Annotated in this window: 17 protein-coding genes; 12 read left to right on the plus strand and 5 right to left on the minus strand. The window is 53.5% G+C overall.

Annotation, left to right across the window (positions count from 1 at the left end; genetic code table 11):
- Positions 1–360 precede the first annotated feature (360 nt).
- The 6 genes from topA to acnA all read left to right on the plus strand — a co-directional run bounded on the left by topA (position 361) and on the right by acnA (position 7,843).
- The gene (gene topA / locus LLF79_RS04815) at positions 361–2,958 is read left to right on the plus strand and encodes a type I DNA topoisomerase (protein ID WP_227879155.1); all 2,598 of its coding nucleotides are present in this window, start codon (positions 361–363) and stop codon (positions 2,956–2,958) included.
- A gap of 187 nt (positions 2,959–3,145) precedes the next feature.
- Positions 3,146–4,120 carry an HTH-type transcriptional regulator CysB gene (gene cysB / locus LLF79_RS04820; protein WP_008502814.1) on the plus strand — a complete coding sequence of 325 codons (975 nt, stop codon included), beginning with the start codon at positions 3,146–3,148 and terminating at the stop codon, positions 4,118–4,120.
- Between the two features lie 336 nt (positions 4,121–4,456).
- Positions 4,457–4,597 (plus strand): YmiA family putative membrane protein, encoded by a 141-nt coding sequence (locus tag LLF79_RS04825; protein WP_213374860.1) that lies wholly within the window; start codon positions 4,457–4,459, stop codon positions 4,595–4,597.
- Positions 4,598–4,599: 2 nt separating this feature from the next.
- Positions 4,600–4,770 carry a hypothetical protein gene (locus LLF79_RS04830; protein ID WP_021240301.1) on the plus strand — a complete coding sequence of 57 codons (171 nt, stop codon included), beginning with the start codon at positions 4,600–4,602 and terminating at the stop codon, positions 4,768–4,770.
- A 137-nt stretch (positions 4,771–4,907) separates the two neighbouring features.
- The gene (ymiC, locus tag LLF79_RS04835) at positions 4,908–5,006 is read left to right on the plus strand and encodes a small membrane protein YmiC (protein ID WP_032623144.1); all 99 of its coding nucleotides are present in this window, start codon (positions 4,908–4,910) and stop codon (positions 5,004–5,006) included.
- Positions 5,007–5,167: 161 nt separating this feature from the next.
- Entirely contained in the window at positions 5,168–7,843 is a 2,676-nt protein-coding gene (acnA, locus tag LLF79_RS04840; RefSeq protein ID WP_227879156.1) for an aconitate hydratase AcnA, read from the plus strand.
- A 183-nt stretch (positions 7,844–8,026) separates the two neighbouring features.
- Here acnA and ribA read toward each other — a convergent pair whose 3' ends face one another.
- Positions 8,027–8,617 (minus strand): GTP cyclohydrolase II, encoded by a 591-nt coding sequence (ribA, locus tag LLF79_RS04845; RefSeq protein WP_008501210.1) that lies wholly within the window; start codon positions 8,615–8,617, stop codon positions 8,027–8,029.
- 196 nt (positions 8,618–8,813) lie between these two features.
- Between ribA and pgpB the strand changes: the two genes are divergently transcribed.
- The 5 genes from pgpB to yciH all read left to right on the plus strand — a co-directional run bounded on the left by pgpB (position 8,814) and on the right by yciH (position 12,463).
- A complete protein-coding gene (pgpB, locus tag LLF79_RS04850; RefSeq protein WP_227879157.1) occupies positions 8,814–9,581 on the plus strand; it encodes a phosphatidylglycerophosphatase B in 768 nt (255 codons plus the stop codon).
- A 148-nt stretch (positions 9,582–9,729) separates the two neighbouring features.
- Positions 9,730–10,038 carry a LapA family protein gene (locus LLF79_RS04855; protein ID WP_008501212.1) on the plus strand — a complete coding sequence of 103 codons (309 nt, stop codon included), beginning with the start codon at positions 9,730–9,732 and terminating at the stop codon, positions 10,036–10,038.
- 6 nt (positions 10,039–10,044) lie between these two features.
- Positions 10,045–11,214: a lipopolysaccharide assembly protein LapB gene (lapB, locus tag LLF79_RS04860; RefSeq protein ID WP_023617208.1), complete on the plus strand. Its 1,170-nt coding sequence runs from the start codon at positions 10,045–10,047 to the stop codon at positions 11,212–11,214.
- Between the two features lie 185 nt (positions 11,215–11,399).
- The gene (gene pyrF / locus LLF79_RS04865; protein WP_227879158.1) at positions 11,400–12,137 is read left to right on the plus strand and encodes an orotidine-5'-phosphate decarboxylase; all 738 of its coding nucleotides are present in this window, start codon (positions 11,400–11,402) and stop codon (positions 12,135–12,137) included.
- Complete coding sequence (yciH, locus tag LLF79_RS04870) at positions 12,137–12,463, plus strand: stress response translation initiation inhibitor YciH (RefSeq protein WP_008501215.1); 327 nt, start codon at positions 12,137–12,139, stop codon at positions 12,461–12,463. The genes pyrF and yciH overlap by 1 nt, the downstream gene beginning before the upstream one ends.
- 105 nt (positions 12,464–12,568) lie before the next feature.
- Here the strand turns inward: yciH and osmB are convergent, their stop codons facing one another.
- From osmB to LLF79_RS04885, 3 genes are all read right to left on the minus strand, one after another.
- The gene (osmB, locus tag LLF79_RS04875) at positions 12,569–12,787 is read right to left on the minus strand and encodes an osmotically-inducible lipoprotein OsmB (protein ID WP_008501216.1); all 219 of its coding nucleotides are present in this window, start codon (positions 12,785–12,787) and stop codon (positions 12,569–12,571) included.
- A gap of 259 nt (positions 12,788–13,046) precedes the next feature.
- Positions 13,047–13,799: a DNA-binding transcriptional regulator YciT gene (locus LLF79_RS04880; protein WP_021240295.1), complete on the minus strand. Its 753-nt coding sequence runs from the start codon at positions 13,797–13,799 to the stop codon at positions 13,047–13,049.
- A gap of 44 nt (positions 13,800–13,843) precedes the next feature.
- A complete protein-coding gene (locus LLF79_RS04885) occupies positions 13,844–14,026 on the minus strand; it encodes a hypothetical protein (RefSeq protein ID WP_021240294.1) in 183 nt (60 codons plus the stop codon).
- Positions 14,027–14,219: 193 nt separating this feature from the next.
- On the opposite strand from LLF79_RS04885, the gene LLF79_RS04890 reads away from it, so the two are divergent.
- The gene (locus LLF79_RS04890; protein WP_227879159.1) at positions 14,220–15,089 is read left to right on the plus strand and encodes a crotonase/enoyl-CoA hydratase family protein; all 870 of its coding nucleotides are present in this window, start codon (positions 14,220–14,222) and stop codon (positions 15,087–15,089) included.
- Here LLF79_RS04890 and pdeR read toward each other — a convergent pair.
- Positions 15,086–17,077: a cyclic di-GMP phosphodiesterase gene (gene pdeR, locus LLF79_RS04895; RefSeq protein ID WP_227879160.1), complete on the minus strand. Its 1,992-nt coding sequence runs from the start codon at positions 17,075–17,077 to the stop codon at positions 15,086–15,088. The two genes, LLF79_RS04890 and pdeR, sit on opposite strands and share 4 nt — an antisense overlap.
- Between the last annotated feature and the right edge of the window lie 310 nt (positions 17,078–17,387).

The following is a 17,387-nucleotide window of genomic DNA, read 5'->3' on the forward strand; positions in this document are numbered from 1 at the left end:
GCGCTTTGGGGGCAAATTTTCCCTGTAATGTGAGGGGATAAGGTGCAGGGGCCTGGCTGGCAGGATTTGCTTTTGCATGCTAATAAAGTTGCGTAACGAATTTTATCAGGTAGAGTGTGCGCTTTCGTCATTCTGGCAACAGAATTGCTTGACATTCAACCGGGAATTCGTCACGAATTACACGAGATGTGAGAAAAATACCCGAGAACTCAATCACCTGGGCGTCTTTTCTTTAACGCCCGGTAAGACAAAGGGGTTGATATCTCCTGACGCAGTCGCAATATCATTGGCTCGTCGTCAGCGGAAGGGAAATCAACGTGCGGCGTATTCCTGGAAGAATTAAATTAGGTAAAGGTGAATATGGGTAAAGCTCTCGTCATCGTTGAGTCCCCGGCAAAAGCCAAAACGATCAATAAGTATCTGGGTAATGACTACGTGGTTAAGTCCAGCGTTGGTCATATCCGCGATTTGCCGACCAGTGGCTCAGCCAGCAAAAAGAGCGCAGACTCTACCTCCACCAAAGGGGCTAAAAAGCCTAAAAAGGATGAACGTAGCGCGCTTGTCAACCGCATGGGTGTTAACCCATGGCATAACTGGGATGCACAATATGAAGTGCTTCCAGGGAAAGAAAAAGTCGTTAACGAGCTGAAGCAGCTGGCTGAAAAAGCAGACCACATCTATCTCGCAACCGACCTTGACCGCGAAGGGGAAGCCATTGCGTGGCACCTGCGGGAAGTGATCGGGGGTGATGACAAACGCTACAGCCGCGTAGTGTTTAACGAAATTACGAAGAATGCGATTCGTCAGGCGTTTGAGAAGCCGGGCGAGCTAAACATCGACCGTGTTAACGCCCAGCAGGCGCGTCGCTTTATGGACCGCGTTGTGGGCTACATGGTTTCTCCACTGCTGTGGAAAAAGATTGCCCGTGGCCTGTCCGCAGGTCGTGTGCAATCCGTCGCCGTGCGTCTGGTCGTTGAGCGCGAGCGCGAAATTAAAGCCTTCGTGCCGGAAGAGTTCTGGGAAGTCGATGCCAGTGTGACCACGCCGGGCGGTGACGCTCTGCCGCTGCAGGTTACCCACCAGAACGATAAGCCTTTCCGCCCGGAAAACCGCGACCAGACCATGGCCGCCGTGGCGCTGCTGGAAAAGGCACGCTATCAGGTGCTGGAACGTGAAGACAAGCCGACCAGCAGCAAGCCTGGTGCGCCGTTTATCACCTCCACCCTGCAACAGGCGGCCAGCACCCGTCTGGGTTACGGCGTGAAGAAGACCATGATGATGGCCCAGCGGTTGTATGAAGCGGGTTACATCACCTACATGCGTACCGACTCAACCAACCTGAGTCAGGACGCGGTCAACATGGTGCGTGGCTACATCAGCGACAACTTTGGTAAGAAATACCTGCCGGAGGGCGCTAACCAGTTCGCCAGTAAAGAGAATTCTCAGGAAGCGCACGAAGCGATTCGTCCTTCTGATGTCTCTGTGCTGGCTGAATCGCTGAAAGATATGGAGGCCGACGCGCAGAAGCTGTATCAGCTGATCTGGCGTCAGTTCGTGGCGTGCCAGATGACCCCAGCCCAGTACGACTCCACCACGCTGACCGTTGGCGCGGGTGATTTCCGTCTCAAGGCGCGCGGTCGTATTCTGCGTTTCGACGGCTGGACAAAAGTGATGCCTGCGCTGCGTAAAGGTGATGAAGACCGAACGCTGCCTGCGGTGAACAAAGGTGATGAACTGTCTCTGGTTGAGCTGATCCCGGCTCAGCACTTCACCAAGCCACCGGCACGCTTCAGTGAAGCCTCCCTGGTAAAAGAGCTGGAAAAACGCGGTATTGGCCGTCCGTCGACCTACGCGTCAATTATCTCGACGATTCAGGATCGTGGTTACGTCCGTGTTGAAAACCGTCGTTTCTATGCAGAAAAAATGGGTGAGATCGTCACCGATCGTCTGGAAGCCAACTTCCGCGAGCTGATGAACTACGATTTCACCGCGCAAATGGAAGACAGTCTCGACCAGGTTGCCAGCCACCAGGCGGAATGGAAAAAGGTCCTCGACAGCTTCTTCAGCGACTTCACCGACCAGCTTGAAAAAGCGGAGAAAGACCCTGAAGAGGGCGGCATGCTGCCTAACCAGATGGTGCTGACCAGCATCGACTGCCCAACCTGTGGTCGCAAGATGGGGATCCGTACTGCCACGACGGGCGTGTTCCTGGGCTGCTCCGGCTATGCGCTGTCGCCAAAAGAGCGCTGCAAAACCACCATCAACCTGGTGCCGGAGAACGAAGTTCTCAACGTGCTGGAAGGTGATGATGCGGAAACGAACGCTCTGCGTGCCAAGCGCCGCTGCAAAAAATGCGGCACGGCAATGGACAGCTACCTGATCGATCCAAAACGCAAGCTGCACGTGTGCGGTAATAACCCAACGTGTGACGGGTATGAGATTGAAGAGGGCGAGTTCCGCATTAAAGGCTATGACGGCCCGATTGTGGAGTGCGAGAAGTGTGGTTCTGAAATGCACCTGAAAATGGGGCGTTTCGGTAAGTACATGGCCTGTACCAACGACGAATGTAAAAACACGCGCAAAATTCTGCGTAACGGTGAAGTGGCCCCGCCGAAGGAAGATCCGGTTCCGCTGCCAGAATTGCCGTGTGAGAAATCCGACGCGTACTTCGTGCTGCGTGACGGCGCGGCAGGTGTCTTCCTGGCCGCCAACACCTTCCCGAAATCGCGTGAAACCCGCGCGCCGCTGGTGGAAGAGCTATATCGCTTCCGCGATCGTCTGCCGGAGAAACTGCGTTATCTGGCCGATGCGCCGCAGCAGGATCCGGAAGGCAACAAAACCGTGGTGCGGTTTAGCCGTAAAACAAAGCAGCAGTATGTTGCGGCAGAGAAAGAGGGTAAAGCGACCGGATGGTCAGCCTTCTTTGTCGATGGCAAATGGGTTGAAGGCAAGAAATAATCTTTCCTAACCGTAACTTACCTGTAAAAGGGCCGGATTTCCGGCCCTTTTTTATTACCTTGTTATTATTTTTTGTTCCGTACTATACAGTCAGGCTATAAATGATATAGTGGTTATAGTTAACCTGTTTCTTATTATTAAATCGTCTTAAGCGAATGACCGCATGCGCTAAATCGGATGGTCTGGCATGAAATTACAGCAGCTTCGTTATATCGTTGAGGTGGTGAATCATAACCTTAACGTCTCTTCTACCGCCGAGGGGCTATATACCTCGCAACCGGGCATCAGCAAACAAGTTCGTATGCTGGAGGATGAGTTAGGCATTCAGATCTTCGCCCGCAGCGGTAAGCATCTCACTCAGGTGACGCCTGCAGGGCAGGAAATCATCCGCATTGCGCGTGAAGTCCTCTCTAAAGTCGATGCGATCAAGTCTGTGGCGGGGGAGCATACCTGGCCGGATAAAGGCTCGCTGTATATTGCCACGACGCATACTCAGGCGCGCTATGCGCTGCCCGGCGTGATCAAAGGCTTTATCGAGCGTTATCCTCGCGTCTCGTTGCATATGCACCAGGGCTCGCCAACGCAAATCGCTGAAGCCGTCTCTAAGGGGAATGCAGACTTTGCCATCGCCACCGAAGCGCTTCACCTGTATGACGATCTGGTGATGCTCCCGTGCTACCACTGGAACCGTTCTATTGTGGTGACCCCCGATCACCCCCTGGCGGGTAAAGGGTCGGTCACTATCGAAGAGTTGGCCCAGTATCCTCTGGTGACCTATACGTTTGGCTTTACCGGCCGGTCCGAGCTTGATACGGCATTTAACCGGGCAGGGTTAACGCCGCGCATTGTCTTTACCGCGACCGATGCCGACGTGATTAAGACCTATGTCCGGCTTGGATTGGGCGTGGGCGTCATCGCCAGCATGGCGGTCGATCCGGTGTCAGACCCTGACCTGGTGCGTCTTGATGCGCACGACGTTTTCAGCCATAGCACCACAAAAATTGGGTTCCGCCGCAGCACCTTCCTGCGCAGCTATATGTATGATTTTATTCAGCGCTTTGCCCCTCATTTAACGCGTGACGTGGTTGATACCGCCGTGGCATTACGCTCAAATGAAGATATTGAAGAGATGTTTAAAGACATCAAACTCCCCGAAAAATAATCACACCCGGTATCTTTCCCCCAGGGAAAGATACCGAAATAACGCCTCAAAGCTAAATTAGAATTATCATCATCTGCTTTCCCTGCCATATAATGTCATTAGCCATTTGCTTTGTAAGGTTTTAATGTCGTGAATTGGCGACAAAAGTAGAAACTAATTTACGCCTCCGCAAATTTTTCTTTTCAATAATTTATTTCTGGTCAAAAGATTGAATATTTCATACCTCCCGGTGCGTAAATTCACTGGCTTTTCGGCTAAAGTTTCTTTAGGATTTATCTCAACAGATGATTAATTGTACCAATTGTTTGGTCCTAAATGATAAGCGATGTCGATTGTATGAGGTTAGCAATGCCTTCAGGAAGTGAAGAACCGCAAAGGGATCCTGCGCTCAAGCGTAAAGCCTGGCTGGCGGTCTTTCTCGTCTCCGCCTTGTTTTGGGTGGCTGTTGCTCTCCTGGCCTGGAGATATTGGGGTTAAATATGGCAGTGACGGTACGTACCGCTTCGGTAAAACAGATGTGTCAGCATCGTGACAACGGCCACAGAGGGCGTAAAGCACCTGCAACTGTTGTACCTGCGTCCTGGAAACTGACGCCGCAGCAGCAAGCGTTTATTGATGTGTTCGCAGAAGACGAACCCAAAAAACAATAATTTAGTTTATTGCGTAATGATGCAAATAGTCTGAATATCGACTCTGCACTTTTGTACTCTTTAATAAATACACATCAGCAATATAGCACTGAGGAACAACCTCGGAATTTTTATAAATAATGCCTGGTGTCCCTATGATGAATAACATGACGTCTCACAAATACTGGTCGTGGATCGGCGTTTTTACCGTGTCGATTCTGTTCTGGAGTCAGCTCATCTGGCTGGCGCTCCACTAAATTGTAAAACCTCGCTACGGCGGGGTTTTTTGTTTCCCCCTTGTGGACCAATCCGAAATTTATCAATTTGGGTTGTTATCAAAACGTTACGAAATCTTTGTGTTATCTTTAATTACAGCCCTGATGATTGTCGGGACATCTCTGTGATTAAGGAGGAGCTTATGTCGTTAACCCTACGCGAAGCCAGTAAGGACACATTACAGGCAGAAAATAAAACCTGGCATTACTACAGCCTGCCGCTGGCTGCCAGAACGCTTGGGGACATTTCGCGTTTACCCAAGTCCTTGAAAGTTTTACTTGAAAATCTCTTGCGCTGGCAGGACGGTGAATCCGTCACGCTCGATGATATCCAGGCGCTGGCAGGGTGGCTTGAGAAGGCCCATGCCGACAGAGAAATCGCCTACCGCCCGGCAAGGGTGCTGATGCAGGACTTTACCGGTGTTCCGGCCGTGGTTGATTTAGCCGCGATGCGCGAAGCCGTGAAGCGTCTCGGCGGAGATACGGCAAAGGTTAACCCGCTTTCCCCCGTTGACCTCGTCATTGACCACTCCGTGACCGTTGACCACTTCGGTGATGACGATGCCTTTGGTGAAAACGTTCGTCTCGAGATGGAGCGTAACCACGAGCGCTACGTCTTCCTGAAGTGGGGAAAGCAGGCGTTCAGCCGTTTTAGCGTGGTCCCGCCAGGCACCGGCATTTGTCACCAGGTAAACCTTGAATATCTGGGTAAAGCCGTCTGGAGCGAATTGCAGGATAAAGAGTGGGTGGCTTATCCGGACACGCTGGTGGGCACGGATTCACATACCACGATGATCAACGGTCTGGGCGTGCTGGGCTGGGGCGTCGGCGGTATTGAAGCGGAAGCCGCCATGCTCGGCCAGCCGGTATCCATGCTTATTCCGGATGTGGTGGGCTTCAAGCTCACCGGAAAACTGTCTGAAGGCATTACCGCCACCGATCTGGTGCTGACCGTCACCCAGATGCTGCGCAAGCATGGTGTGGTAGGCAAGTTTGTCGAATTCTACGGTGACGGACTGGATTCACTGCCGCTGGCCGACCGCGCCACCATTGCCAATATGGCGCCGGAATACGGTGCCACCTGCGGCTTTTTCCCCATTGATGACGTCACGCTGGAGTACATGCGCCTCAGCGGCCGCAGCGAAGAGCAGGTCGCGCTGGTGGAAGCGTACACCAAAGCGCAGGGCATGTGGCGCAATCCGGGCGATGAGCCTGTTTTCACCAGCACGCTTGAACTCGATATGGGAAGCGTCGAAGCGAGCCTCGCGGGGCCGAAACGCCCGCAGGACAGGGTTGCGCTGACCGACGTGCCGAAAGCGTTTGCCGACAGCAATGCTCTTGAAGTGAACGTGGCGCAGAAAGACCATCGTCCCGTCGACTATGTTCTGAACGGACATCAGTACCAGCTTCCGGACGGCGCGGTTGTGATTGCCGCCATTACCTCCTGCACCAACACGTCCAACCCCAGCGTATTAATGGCAGCCGGTCTGCTGGCTAAGAAAGCGGTAGAGCTTGGGCTAAAACCTCAACCGTGGGTTAAGGCCTCGCTGGCGCCGGGCTCCAAAGTGGTGTCGGATTACCTGGCTCAGGCCAAACTGACGCCGTACCTGGACGAGCTGGGCTTTAACCTCGTGGGCTACGGCTGTACGACCTGTATTGGTAACTCCGGGCCACTGCCCGAACCTATCGAAACGGCGATCAAGCAGGGTGACCTGACGGTCGGCGCCGTCCTGTCCGGTAACCGAAACTTTGAAGGGCGCATTCACCCGCTGGTGAAAACCAACTGGCTTGCTTCGCCGCCGCTGGTGGTGGCTTATGCCCTGGCCGGGAACATGAATATCAACCTGGTGACCGATCCGATTGGTCACGATCGTAAGAATGATCCTGTCTATCTGAAAGATATCTGGCCTTCTTCACGTGAAATCGCGCTGGCTGTTGAGAAGGTTTCTACCGAGATGTTCCGCAAAGAGTACGCGGAGGTCTTTGAAGGCACGCCGGAATGGAAAGCCATCAACGTTGCAGGTTCGGATACCTATGGCTGGCAGGATGACTCGACCTATATTCGTCTGTCGCCGTTCTTTGATGAGATGCTGGCCGAGCCGGCGCCGCTTAAGGATATTCACGGCGCGCGCATCCTGGCCATGCTGGGGGATTCTGTCACGACGGATCATATCTCTCCGGCGGGGAGCATCAAAGCCGATAGCCCGGCAGGCCGCTACCTGCAAAGCCGGGGTGTCGAACGCCGCGATTTTAACTCTTACGGCTCGCGCCGCGGTAACCATGAAGTCATGATGCGCGGGACCTTTGCCAACATCCGCATTCGTAACGAAATGGTGCCGGGCGTGGAAGGGGGCATGACGCGCCATCTGCCGGGGACGGAAGTCGTGTCGATTTATGATGCGGCGGTCAAATACCAACAGGAAGGGACGCCGCTGGCGGTGATTGCCGGGAAAGAGTACGGTTCCGGCTCCAGCCGCGACTGGGCGGCGAAAGGCCCGCGCCTGCTTGGCGTTCGGGTGGTCATCGCCGAATCGTTCGAACGTATTCACCGTTCGAATCTGATCGGCATGGGGATCCTGCCGCTTGAGTTCCCGCAGGGCGTGACGCGTAAAACGCTGGGCCTGACCGGGGAAGAGCAGATTGACATTAGCGGCCTGCAAAACCTGCAGCCGGGTAAAACGGTGCCGGTAACGTTAACGCGGGCAGACGGGAAAACCGAGGTGCTGGATTGTCGGTGCCGTATTGATACGGCAACCGAGCTGACCTACTACCAGAACGACGGCATTTTACATTACGTGATTCGTAAGATGCTGGATTGATGAAACGAGCCCGGCACGCGTGCCGGGCTCAGACTGCTGACAAAGTGCTTGATGTACGTTTCGCCCGGCGGCGCTACGCTTGCACGGGCCTACAAATTACAGTAGGCCGGGTAAACGCAGCGTCACCCGGCAAAAAACGGCGAAGTTGTTGATAACAGGGTTTGTCATCAATTTCAGGTAGCATCACTCTTTCAGCAGATGGCCCATTTTGGCGGCTTTGGTATCAAGGTAGTGGGCATTTTTCGGGTTACGGCCGACAATCAGCGGTACACGTTCAACGATGTTGATCCCGGCTTCGGTCAGGATCTCCACTTTTTTCGGGTTATTGGTCAGCAGACGAACTTCGTCTACGCCCAGCAGCTTGAACATATCGGCGCATAAGGTGAAGTCACGTTCGTCAGCGGCAAAACCGAGCTGATGGTTGGCTTCAACCGTATCGTAGCCCTGGTCCTGAAGCGCGTAGGCGCGAATTTTATTCAGCAAACCAATGTTACGCCCTTCCTGACGGTGATAAAGCAGCACGCCGCGGCCTTCTTCAGCAATGTGAGAAAGGGCCGCTTCCAGCTGGAAACCGCAATCACAGCGCAGGCTGAACAGCGCATCGCCGGTGAGACACTCTGAATGGACGCGGGACAGCACCGGCGTCTGCCCTGAAATGTCGCCATATACCAGTGCGACATGATCCTGTCCGGTTGCCAGTTCTTCAAAACCCACCATCAGGAAATCGCCCCATGGGGTTGGCAGTTTGGCTTCTGCCACACGTTTAAGCTGCATGTGATTCTCCAGAGTAGGCTGACACGTTTCGTGCCTGTGCCCTGTTTTGCTTTCTATATCAGTTTATTTTGCCACAAGCTCAGCAGGTTCGCCTAATGGGCACCATGCGATATGACCGTTAAAAGCACGATCCGACATCTCCACCCAGCGAACAAATTTCAGTTATGATTGTGACGCTTAGCAAAAAGGAGAAGACATGCATTCAATCGCCAGACGTACGGCAGCAGGTGCGGCCATTTTACTGATTATGCCTTTGGCCGTATGGCTTTCAGGGTGGATGTGGCAGCCCGGGCAGAACGCCACGTGGCTGAAAACGTTATACTGGATTACGGAAACGGTCACCCAGCCCTGGGGAATTATCACCCACGTCCTCCTGTGCGCCTGGTTTCTGTGGTGCCTGCGCTTTCGTCTGCGCGCGGCGCTAATGCTCTTTGCGATCCTCGGTGGCGCTATCCTTATCGGTCAGGGCGTAAAATCCTGGGTGAAAGATCGCGTTCAGGAGCCGCGTCCTTTTGTCGTCTGGCTGGAAAAAACGCACCATGTTCCGGTGGATGAGTTCTACACTTTAAAGCGTAAAGATCGTGGCGCACTGGTGAAAGAACAGCTTGCGGAACAGCAGGATATCCCGAAATTCTTGCGTAAACACTGGCAGAAAGAGACCGGGTTCGCGTTTCCCTCCGGCCACACCATGTTTGCGGCCAGCTGGGCGCTGCTGGGGGTTGGGCTGCTTTGGCCTAGACGTCGAACGGTCACCATCGTGATTTTACTGGTCTGGGCGACGGGAGTGATGGGCAGCCGCTTACTGCTGGGGATGCACTGGCCACGGGACTTGGTCGTCGCCACGCTCATCTCGTGGATGCTGGTGATGCTGGCGACCTGGCTGGCTGAACGATTCTGCGGCCCGCTAACGCCACCGCCGGAAGAGAAAGAAGAAATAGCCGAAAGGGACCAAACGGACTCCTGAAGGTTGATATTGCGCATTTTGCCCATAGATCCATGACTGGCGCGTCACTTTTTCCGTTTCGCGCCCGTCACTAAAATGGTAGTTTATAAGGCTGATTGCGGTAAGTTGAACATACTTTATTCGCTTGAACCACATAACGGGAAGTAATGTGAAATATTTACTCATTTTCTTACTGGTATTGGCGATTTTTGTCATTTCAGTCACATTGGGTGCACAAAACGATCAGCAGGTGACGTTTAACTATCTGCTGGCTCAGGGCGAGTATCGCGTGTCGAGCCTGCTCGCGGTCTTATTTGCTGCAGGCTTTGCCATTGGCTGGCTGGTTTGCGGTTTGTTCTGGTTAAAAGTCCGTGTTTCGCTTGCGCGCGCTGAACGTAAAATCAAACGACTCGAACATCACATTGCGCCTGCGTCCGACATGCCGGAAAGCTCTGGCGTGCCGGTCGTGAAGGAATAATCGACGATGCTGGAGTTGTTGTTTCTGCTTTTGCCTGTCGCCGCAGCCTATGGCTGGTATATGGGCCGCAGAAGTGCGCAACAAACAAAACAGGATGAGGCCAACCGGCTCTCCCGCGACTACGTTGCGGGGGTGAACTTCCTCCTGAGCAATCAGCAGGACAAAGCGGTAGACCTGTTCCTCGACATGCTGAAAGAGGACACGGGGACCGTAGAAGCCCATCTCACTCTCGGTAACCTGTTCCGCTCTCGCGGCGAGGTTGACCGCGCCATTCGTATTCACCAGACCCTGATGGAAAGCGCCTCGCTGACCTACGATCAACGACTGCTGGCCGTACAGCAGTTGGGACGAGATTACATGGCTGCGGGACTGTACGATCGCGCGGAAGATATGTTCGCACAGTTGGTGGATGAAACAGATTTCCGCATCGGCGCGCTGCAGCAGCTCCTGCAGATATATCAGGCCACCAGCGACTGGCAGAAAGCCATTGATACGGCTGAACGTCTGGTGAAGCTGGGTAAAGATAAGCAGCGCGTTGAGATCGCCCATTTCTACTGTGAGCTTGCCCTTCAGCAGATGGGCAATGACGACATGGACAAAGCCATGGCGTTGCTGAAGAAAGGTGCCGCCGCGGACCGCAACAGCGCCCGTATCTCCATCATGATGGGGCGCGTTTTTATGGCGAATGGCGACTACGCCAAAGCCGTTGAAAGCCTGCTGCGGGTTATCGACCAGGACAAAGAGCTGGTCAGTGAAACGCTGGAAATGCTGCAAACCTGCTATCAACAGCTGGACAAGCGGGAAGAGTGGGTGGCGTTCCTGCGTCGCTGCGTGGAAGAGAATACCGGCGCAACCGCGGAACTGATGCTTGCTGACGTTGTTGAGCAGTATGAGGGGGGCGACACCGCGCAGGTCTATATCACCCGACAGCTTCAGCGTCATCCGACCATGCGGGTCTTCCATAAGCTGATGGATTACCACCTGAACGACGCGGAAGAAGGGCGCGCGAAAGAGAGCCTGATGGTGCTGCGCGACATGGTTGGCGAGCAGGTGCGCAGCAAACCGCGCTACCGTTGCCAGAAGTGTGGTTTTACCGCCTACACGCTCTACTGGCATTGTCCGTCCTGCCGGGCCTGGTCCACCATCAAGCCCATCCGCGGCCTGGACGGACAGTAATTTTTTAAAAGCCTTCATTTTAGTTACAACATACTGATGGTATTTAACGTTTTCTGAGCACCGTGCGGTTTGCCGGCCTGGCAGGCAGATAAATGGATTCTGTCAATTTGCGGCGTCGGCAGGTAGAATGCTGGCCGTTTATCTGTTCCGCGCCGCTGCGCGCCCATAGACGAAAAGGGCTGGTCATGACGTCTGTTACATCCTCCACTTCCCGCGTAATTACGGATTCTCCTGTTGTTGTTGCGCTTGATTACAATAAGCGTGACGCTGCACTGGCGTTTGTCGACGGTATCGACCCTCGCGATTGCCGCCTGAAAGTTGGCAAAGAGATGTTCACGCTGTTTGGACCGCAAATCGTTCGCGATCTGCAACAGCGCGGCTTTGACGTTTTCCTCGACCTCAAATTCCATGATATTCCGAACACCACGGCCCACGCCGTTGCTGCAGCCGCCGAGCTGGGCGTATGGATGGTCAACGTCCATGCGTCGGGTGGGGCAAGAATGATGACCGCTGCCCGTGAGGCGCTCCTGCCGTTCGGTAACGACGCGCCGCTGCTTATCGCCGTCACCGTGCTCACCAGTATGGACGAAAATGATTTACGCGACCTTGGCGTGACGTTGTCACCTGCGGAACATGCCGAACGTCTCGCGCGTCTGACGCAGCAGTGCGGCCTGGATGGCGTAGTCTGCTCCGCGCAGGAAGCGGTACGTTTCAAATCAGCGCTGGGCCAGGATTTTAAACTCGTTACGCCGGGTATCCGTCCTGCGGGCAGCGACGTGGGCGATCAGCGCCGCATCATGACGCCTGAGCAGGCGCTGGCGGGGGGCGTTGACTATATGGTCATTGGACGTCCGGTGACGCAGTCTGCAAACCCGGCAGAGACGCTTAAGGCTATCAACGCATCGCTGAAAAAGGGGGCGTAATGACCGATTCCAACAGCCGTCTGGTCTACTCAACCGAGAGCGGGCGTATCGACGAACCGAAAACGAAAGTGGAACGTCCTAAGGGGGACGGTATCGTGCGCATTCAGCGTCAGACCAGCGGACGTAAGGGGAAAGGGGTCTGCCTTATTTCCGGTATTGATCTGGATGATGCTGAACTGACAAAGCTGGCTGCCGAGCTGAAAAAGAAATGTGGATGCGGCGGGGCCGTGAAGGACGGCATTATCGAAATCCAGGGTGATAAACGTGATTTAATTAAATCACTGCTCGAAGCCAAAGGCATGAAAGTCAAACTGGCAGGCGGCTAAAATAAATGAGCCACGGCAAATGCCGTGGCTCGTGTTATATACGTGCGTATGTCAGACCTGAAATGCGTTTAAATATCGCAATATCGAGGAAGGCTTAGATAATAGTTATTTGCCAACCTGGTGACCGATAATACCACCGACAGCAGCGCCACCTAATGTACCCAGCGTACTACCATCCGTTAATACTGCACCACCGAGAGCACCGGCACCGGCACCAATCGCGGTGTTACGGTCACGTTTAGACCAGTTAGAGCATGCGCTCAGGGACATAGCGACAGTGATTGCCAGAACAGCGGCGGCTAATTTTTTGCTGGTTAAGGTCATAATACTTTCTCCTGAATTATCGATTCACGGAAAGATGTACACGTTAAGTATAGACTAATCGAATACTTAATTCTTTTCCCCGTGAAAGCTGGTCGCGCAGGCGTTACTTCATCACGCAGGTGATAGTCACTTCCTGTTATATCGCTAATAGTAATTTTACGACTTTAGGGCAGGTTAAACAGGTAAAAACTCTTAAAGCAGGGTTAAGAATCATCTCAGAGAAAGACATGTGCGCCCGAAATACGGGCGCGGAGGGAAATCAGGCGCTGGCTTTAATAATATTGACGATCAAACCGCTCTCTTCGAGTTTATTGCGATGCGCTTCGCTCAAACGGTCATCGGTAATCACGCGGCTAAAGCGTGAAGCGGGACCCATCGTGTAAGGGTGAACGGCACCAAATTTAGAGCTGTCGGTGAGCACAATGGCTTCGCACTCTTTTTCCAGTACGGCATTCACCACGTCAGAGCGCATCATATCCCGGCCGGTAAAGCCTGTCTCCGGCTGCCAGCCGTCAATCCCGATAAAGGCCTTACTGAAATGAACCTGCTGGACGTACTGACGGGTCAGCGGGCCAACCATGCTTTCACTTTTTTTCTGATAGATGCCGCCCAGCAGAATCACCTCGCAGCGCGTCTCTTTAAGTAAATGCGCGATATAGCTGCTGACGGTGATAATGGTAACGTCTTTTTGATCGGCAAGCGTTCGCGCCAGAAGGGCATTACTGCTGCCGTTTTCAATAAAGACGGTCTCGCCGTTGTTCACCAGGGACGCAGCAAATTCCGCCAGTTCACGTTTGAGCGCGTAGTTGTTCATCATGCGCGTCTCAACGTCATCACTGTCCAGCGGGACCGCATAGCCGTGCGCGCGACGCAGGTAGCTCTGTTTTTCCAGCAGATTAAGATCCTGACGGATGGTGACTTCAGAAACGCCAGTGGTTTTAGCGAGATCGACTACGCTTACGCGTCCCTGATCGATGACCATCTGCAAAATGAGTTGTTGTCGGGAATTCATAGCATCCATTTAATAAAGCGAAACGAGGTCGGAAACGGTGGGGGTTAAACTTCCCACGGCGCTTTTGGCTGTCTGTTTTCGGGTGCATCGTCAGCGCCATTCTGAGCAAGAAGTTCAGACTTCAGGATCTCAAGATTACGGATAGCAGAGTGATAATCGCCCGCCACCAGGATATCCAGCACGGTATCAATTCGTTGTGCTACAGCTTGTGCGTCAATAGTTGACATAATCTCACCCCAGGCGCGAAAAGTTAATATTTTCAATGATGCAGAAATTGGCTTCAAAAGAGAAGGGAAAAAATGCAATAACCAAATTACATAAACGGAAGTGATAAAATTATTCCCCCTCATGCAGCGGGCTTATTGAGTGGATTAGTCTAAAACTGCGCGCAACGCGCTTTTTTATAAGAGGAATTAGACTATGACAGTTATCAATCAGCCTACCTGCACACTGTTTACCGACACTGAACGGTTCACCCAGCTGTCAGGCTATTATGAGGCAGAGCGACATACAGTCTGGATGATGTTGCGGGCTCAGCCACGTCCTTGCTTCAACCATGCGTTAATAGAGGAGATCATGAACCTTTCATGGCTCGTCCGCCAGTCTGGTTTTGCGGTCGATTTTTGGGTGACCGGATCGCTGGTGCCTGAGATGTACAATGTGGGCGGTGACCTGCAGTTTTTCGTCGAGTGCATTCAGCACGGTCGACGTGAAGCGTTACGGGCCTATGCGCGCGCCTGTGTCGATTGCGTGCATGCGGCCTCCCGGGGGTTTGATACGGGGGCCATCTCGCTGGCCATGGTCGAAGGCAGCGCGTTAGGGGGCGGATTTGAGGCCGCTCTTGCGCACCATTTCGTTCTGGCGCAGCGCGATGCACGTTTAGGTTTTCCCGAGATTGCTTTTAACCTGTTCCCGGGCATGGGGGGATATTCCCTGGTAGCTCGCCGTTCAGGAATGAAGCTGGCGGAGGAACTCATCTACAAGCGGGAATCCCATACGGCGGAATGGTACGAACAGCATGGCCTGGTGGATCTCCTGTTTGAACCCGGACAAAGCTATGTCTCCACACGAACCTTCATCGACACGCTACGGCCAAAACTGAATGGCGTAAGAGCGATGCTGCGCGCCCGTACGCGCGTTCTGCAATTGCCGCGCAGTGAATTGATGGACATCACGGAAGACTGGGTGGACGCGGCTTTCTGCCTGGAACCGAAAGATATCGCCTACATGGAACGTCTGGTGATGCTGCAAAACCGCCATCACGCGGCGGGGTTGCGTAAAGCCAGTTAATGCTGTTTTCGCGCCTGATATCGTTTTAGCCATCGCTCGAATGCGGCAGCGGGCATCGGCTTAGCAAACAGAAAACCCTGCCGTTCGTTGACGCCGTTCTTGGTCAGAAAGGCGTCTTCTTTTGCATTTTCGACCCCTTCGGCAATCACCTGCAGGTTTAACGCCTGCGCCACCGCGACGATGGCGCGCACCAGAGACTGGGAGATGGACTGCTTATGAATATCCCTGACGAACGATTGATCGAGTTTTATGGCGTCAATAGGGAAGCGGGCCAGCTGAGAAAGGGAGGAGTAGCCGGTACCAAAATCGTCGAGATGAATTTGCGCCCCCAGCCTGCTGAACTGCTGGATCACGGAGAGCGCCAGCTCTTCGTTCTCGATGAGACAGCTTTCGGTTAATTCGACGTCGACCGGGCAGTATTCAAAGTTCAGATCCTTCAGCGCCTGCTTTAAGTCGCTAAAGATAGTCTGGTCGGCCAGCTGACGCGCAGAGACGTTCACGGCCACACGCAGGTTAATTCCCTTATCGCGCCATTTCGCCACCTGGCGAACCACATCCAGCATCACCCAGCGGCCCAGCGGCACAATCAACCCTGACTCCTCGGCATAAGAGATAAACTCCAGCGGTGGGATCAACCCGCGTTCGGGCGATTGCCAGCGGACCAGCGCTTCAAGACTTCTGACCTCGCCGCGCCAGGTGATTTTAGGCTGGTAGTGGATCAGGAGCTGGTCGTTATCCAGCGCCTTACGCAGGTTGGTATCCAGCCAGAGATACTCAAACACGCGCTGGTTCATCTCGGGCGAGAAGACGCAGAACTTGCCCCGGCCGTTCTCTTTAGCGGTGTACATGGCGGTATCGGCGTTACGAATGACGCTTTCCCGGTCGTTACCGTGCTGCGGGGCGAGGGCGATGCCCAGGGAACAGCCGGTGTAAATTTCGATCAGGCCGATTCGGAACGGCTGGCGCAGGCGGGTTAAAATGCGCGACGCCATCGCTTCCAGAGAACCCTGAGAAGTATGGGTGGCCATGACGATAAACTCATCTCCGCCAAGTCGTGCCAGCACCTGTCCCTCATTCAGACAGCTCAAAATGGCGAGCGCGACAGCCTGTAACAGCTGATCGCCAAACATATGCCCGTAAGCGTCGTTGACCTTTTTAAAGTTATCCAGGTCGAGATACACCACGCCAACCTGCGTGTCGCCGCGGTGACTGATGGCGTCAGAGATCAGGTCGTGGATCGCATTGCGGTTTGGTAAGCCGGTGATGGTATCGGTATTGGCCAGCACGCGCAGCCGCTCCTGAGCGCGGCGTTCCTCGGTAATATCGGTACCGGAACAGATAAGGAAAATTTCATTTTTACCGCTGCCGCTGTGAACGAATTTGTTTCTGAACAGAAACAGTCGTTGCCCTTTACGCGTTTTGATCCAGCGTTCGACTTCGTAGGAGCTGCCGTTGCGGAAGAAACCGGTAATATTGCGCTTTGAGGCAGCCGCTTCGCTGCGGCTCATAAAGAGCTTAAACACGTTCTGGCCAATCACTTCTTGCTCTTTGAGGCCGGTATACTCTTCGCTCAGCCGGTTAAAACGCTGAATATTGCCGTTCTGATCGAGAATAACAATCACGGAGTTAGCCTCTGACACCACCTGTTCCGCAAAAGAGAGTCCCTGAGCCAGGTCGCGCGCCACGGAGGGCGTATCGTTCCAGGCGGAAGCCGTACCGGCCCACTCGTTACGGGTAATTTTACGGCCCACAAGGTGAACTGGGACATCTTCCCCGAATAACGAGAGCGTCATGGAAATGCTGGAGGTAATAACGGTTAAATGACGGATGAGATCGGCCTGATCGTCGTCCAGCGCAATCACCTGAGTGACATCGGCATTTTCACTGGCGGCAAGGTGCAGAGCGTTGCTGTCAGCTGACAAGCGCCACCATGGGCTGTGGGTTCCCATGTAGCGAAACAGCAAATTCTGCTCCAGATCGTCCATCATGTTTTCTCCCGCAGCTGTTCAGTAGCGCACCAATTATTCATTTGCAGTCGACTTTTCCGTTGAGAAGCAGCGGCAAAACCGAAGTGAACTTATTGTTTTTCCCTGAATTCTTATAATAAAACGAGTCAGATTTAAAAGGATACTGAGCGTATAAAAATTCACGTAACCGAATATAACAACACTCTTTTACTGTAGATAATTATGGCGAATTTGGGCGAGGGGAGACTGAAAATAGTAAGAAAAAATAATGATTTTGTGGCGGGGATAAAAAGAAAAATTGTCGGCCTTTCCGGAAAGGAAATGACCGACA

This window comes from Enterobacter cloacae complex sp. 2021EL-01169 (genome assembly GCF_020733125.1).
Classification (GTDB): Bacteria; Pseudomonadota; Gammaproteobacteria; order Enterobacterales; family Enterobacteriaceae; genus Enterobacter; species Enterobacter roggenkampii.

Excerpts from the sequence above, each read along its gene's own strand:
- pgpB (WP_227879157.1), top strand. The coding sequence starts at position 8,814 with ATGCATTCAATCGCCAGACGTACGGCAGCAGGTGCGGCCATTTTACTG.
- acnA (WP_227879156.1), top strand. The coding sequence starts at position 5,168 with ATGTCGTTAACCCTACGCGAAGCCAGTAAGGACACATTACAGGCAGAA.
- ymiC (WP_032623144.1), top strand. The coding sequence starts at position 4,908 with ATGAATAACATGACGTCTCACAAATACTGGTCGTGGATCGGCGTTTTT.
- pdeR (WP_227879160.1), bottom strand. The coding sequence starts at position 17,077 with ATGATGGACGATCTGGAGCAGAATTTGCTGTTTCGCTACATGGGAACC.
- ribA (WP_008501210.1), bottom strand. The coding sequence starts at position 8,617 with ATGCAGCTTAAACGTGTGGCAGAAGCCAAACTGCCAACCCCATGGGGC.
- cysB (WP_008502814.1), top strand. The coding sequence starts at position 3,146 with ATGAAATTACAGCAGCTTCGTTATATCGTTGAGGTGGTGAATCATAAC.
- osmB (WP_008501216.1), bottom strand. The coding sequence starts at position 12,787 with ATGACCTTAACCAGCAAAAAATTAGCCGCCGCTGTTCTGGCAATCACT.
- LLF79_RS04825 (WP_213374860.1), top strand. The coding sequence starts at position 4,457 with ATGAGGTTAGCAATGCCTTCAGGAAGTGAAGAACCGCAAAGGGATCCT.
- LLF79_RS04830 (WP_021240301.1), top strand. The coding sequence starts at position 4,600 with ATGGCAGTGACGGTACGTACCGCTTCGGTAAAACAGATGTGTCAGCAT.
- lapB (WP_023617208.1), top strand. The coding sequence starts at position 10,045 with ATGCTGGAGTTGTTGTTTCTGCTTTTGCCTGTCGCCGCAGCCTATGGC.
- pyrF (WP_227879158.1), top strand. The coding sequence starts at position 11,400 with ATGACGTCTGTTACATCCTCCACTTCCCGCGTAATTACGGATTCTCCT.
- LLF79_RS04885 (WP_021240294.1), bottom strand. The coding sequence starts at position 14,026 with ATGTCAACTATTGACGCACAAGCTGTAGCACAACGAATTGATACCGTG.
- topA (WP_227879155.1), top strand. The coding sequence starts at position 361 with ATGGGTAAAGCTCTCGTCATCGTTGAGTCCCCGGCAAAAGCCAAAACG.
- yciH (WP_008501215.1), top strand. The coding sequence starts at position 12,137 with ATGACCGATTCCAACAGCCGTCTGGTCTACTCAACCGAGAGCGGGCGT.
- LLF79_RS04890 (WP_227879159.1), top strand. The coding sequence starts at position 14,220 with ATGACAGTTATCAATCAGCCTACCTGCACACTGTTTACCGACACTGAA.
- LLF79_RS04880 (WP_021240295.1), bottom strand. The coding sequence starts at position 13,799 with ATGAATTCCCGACAACAACTCATTTTGCAGATGGTCATCGATCAGGGA.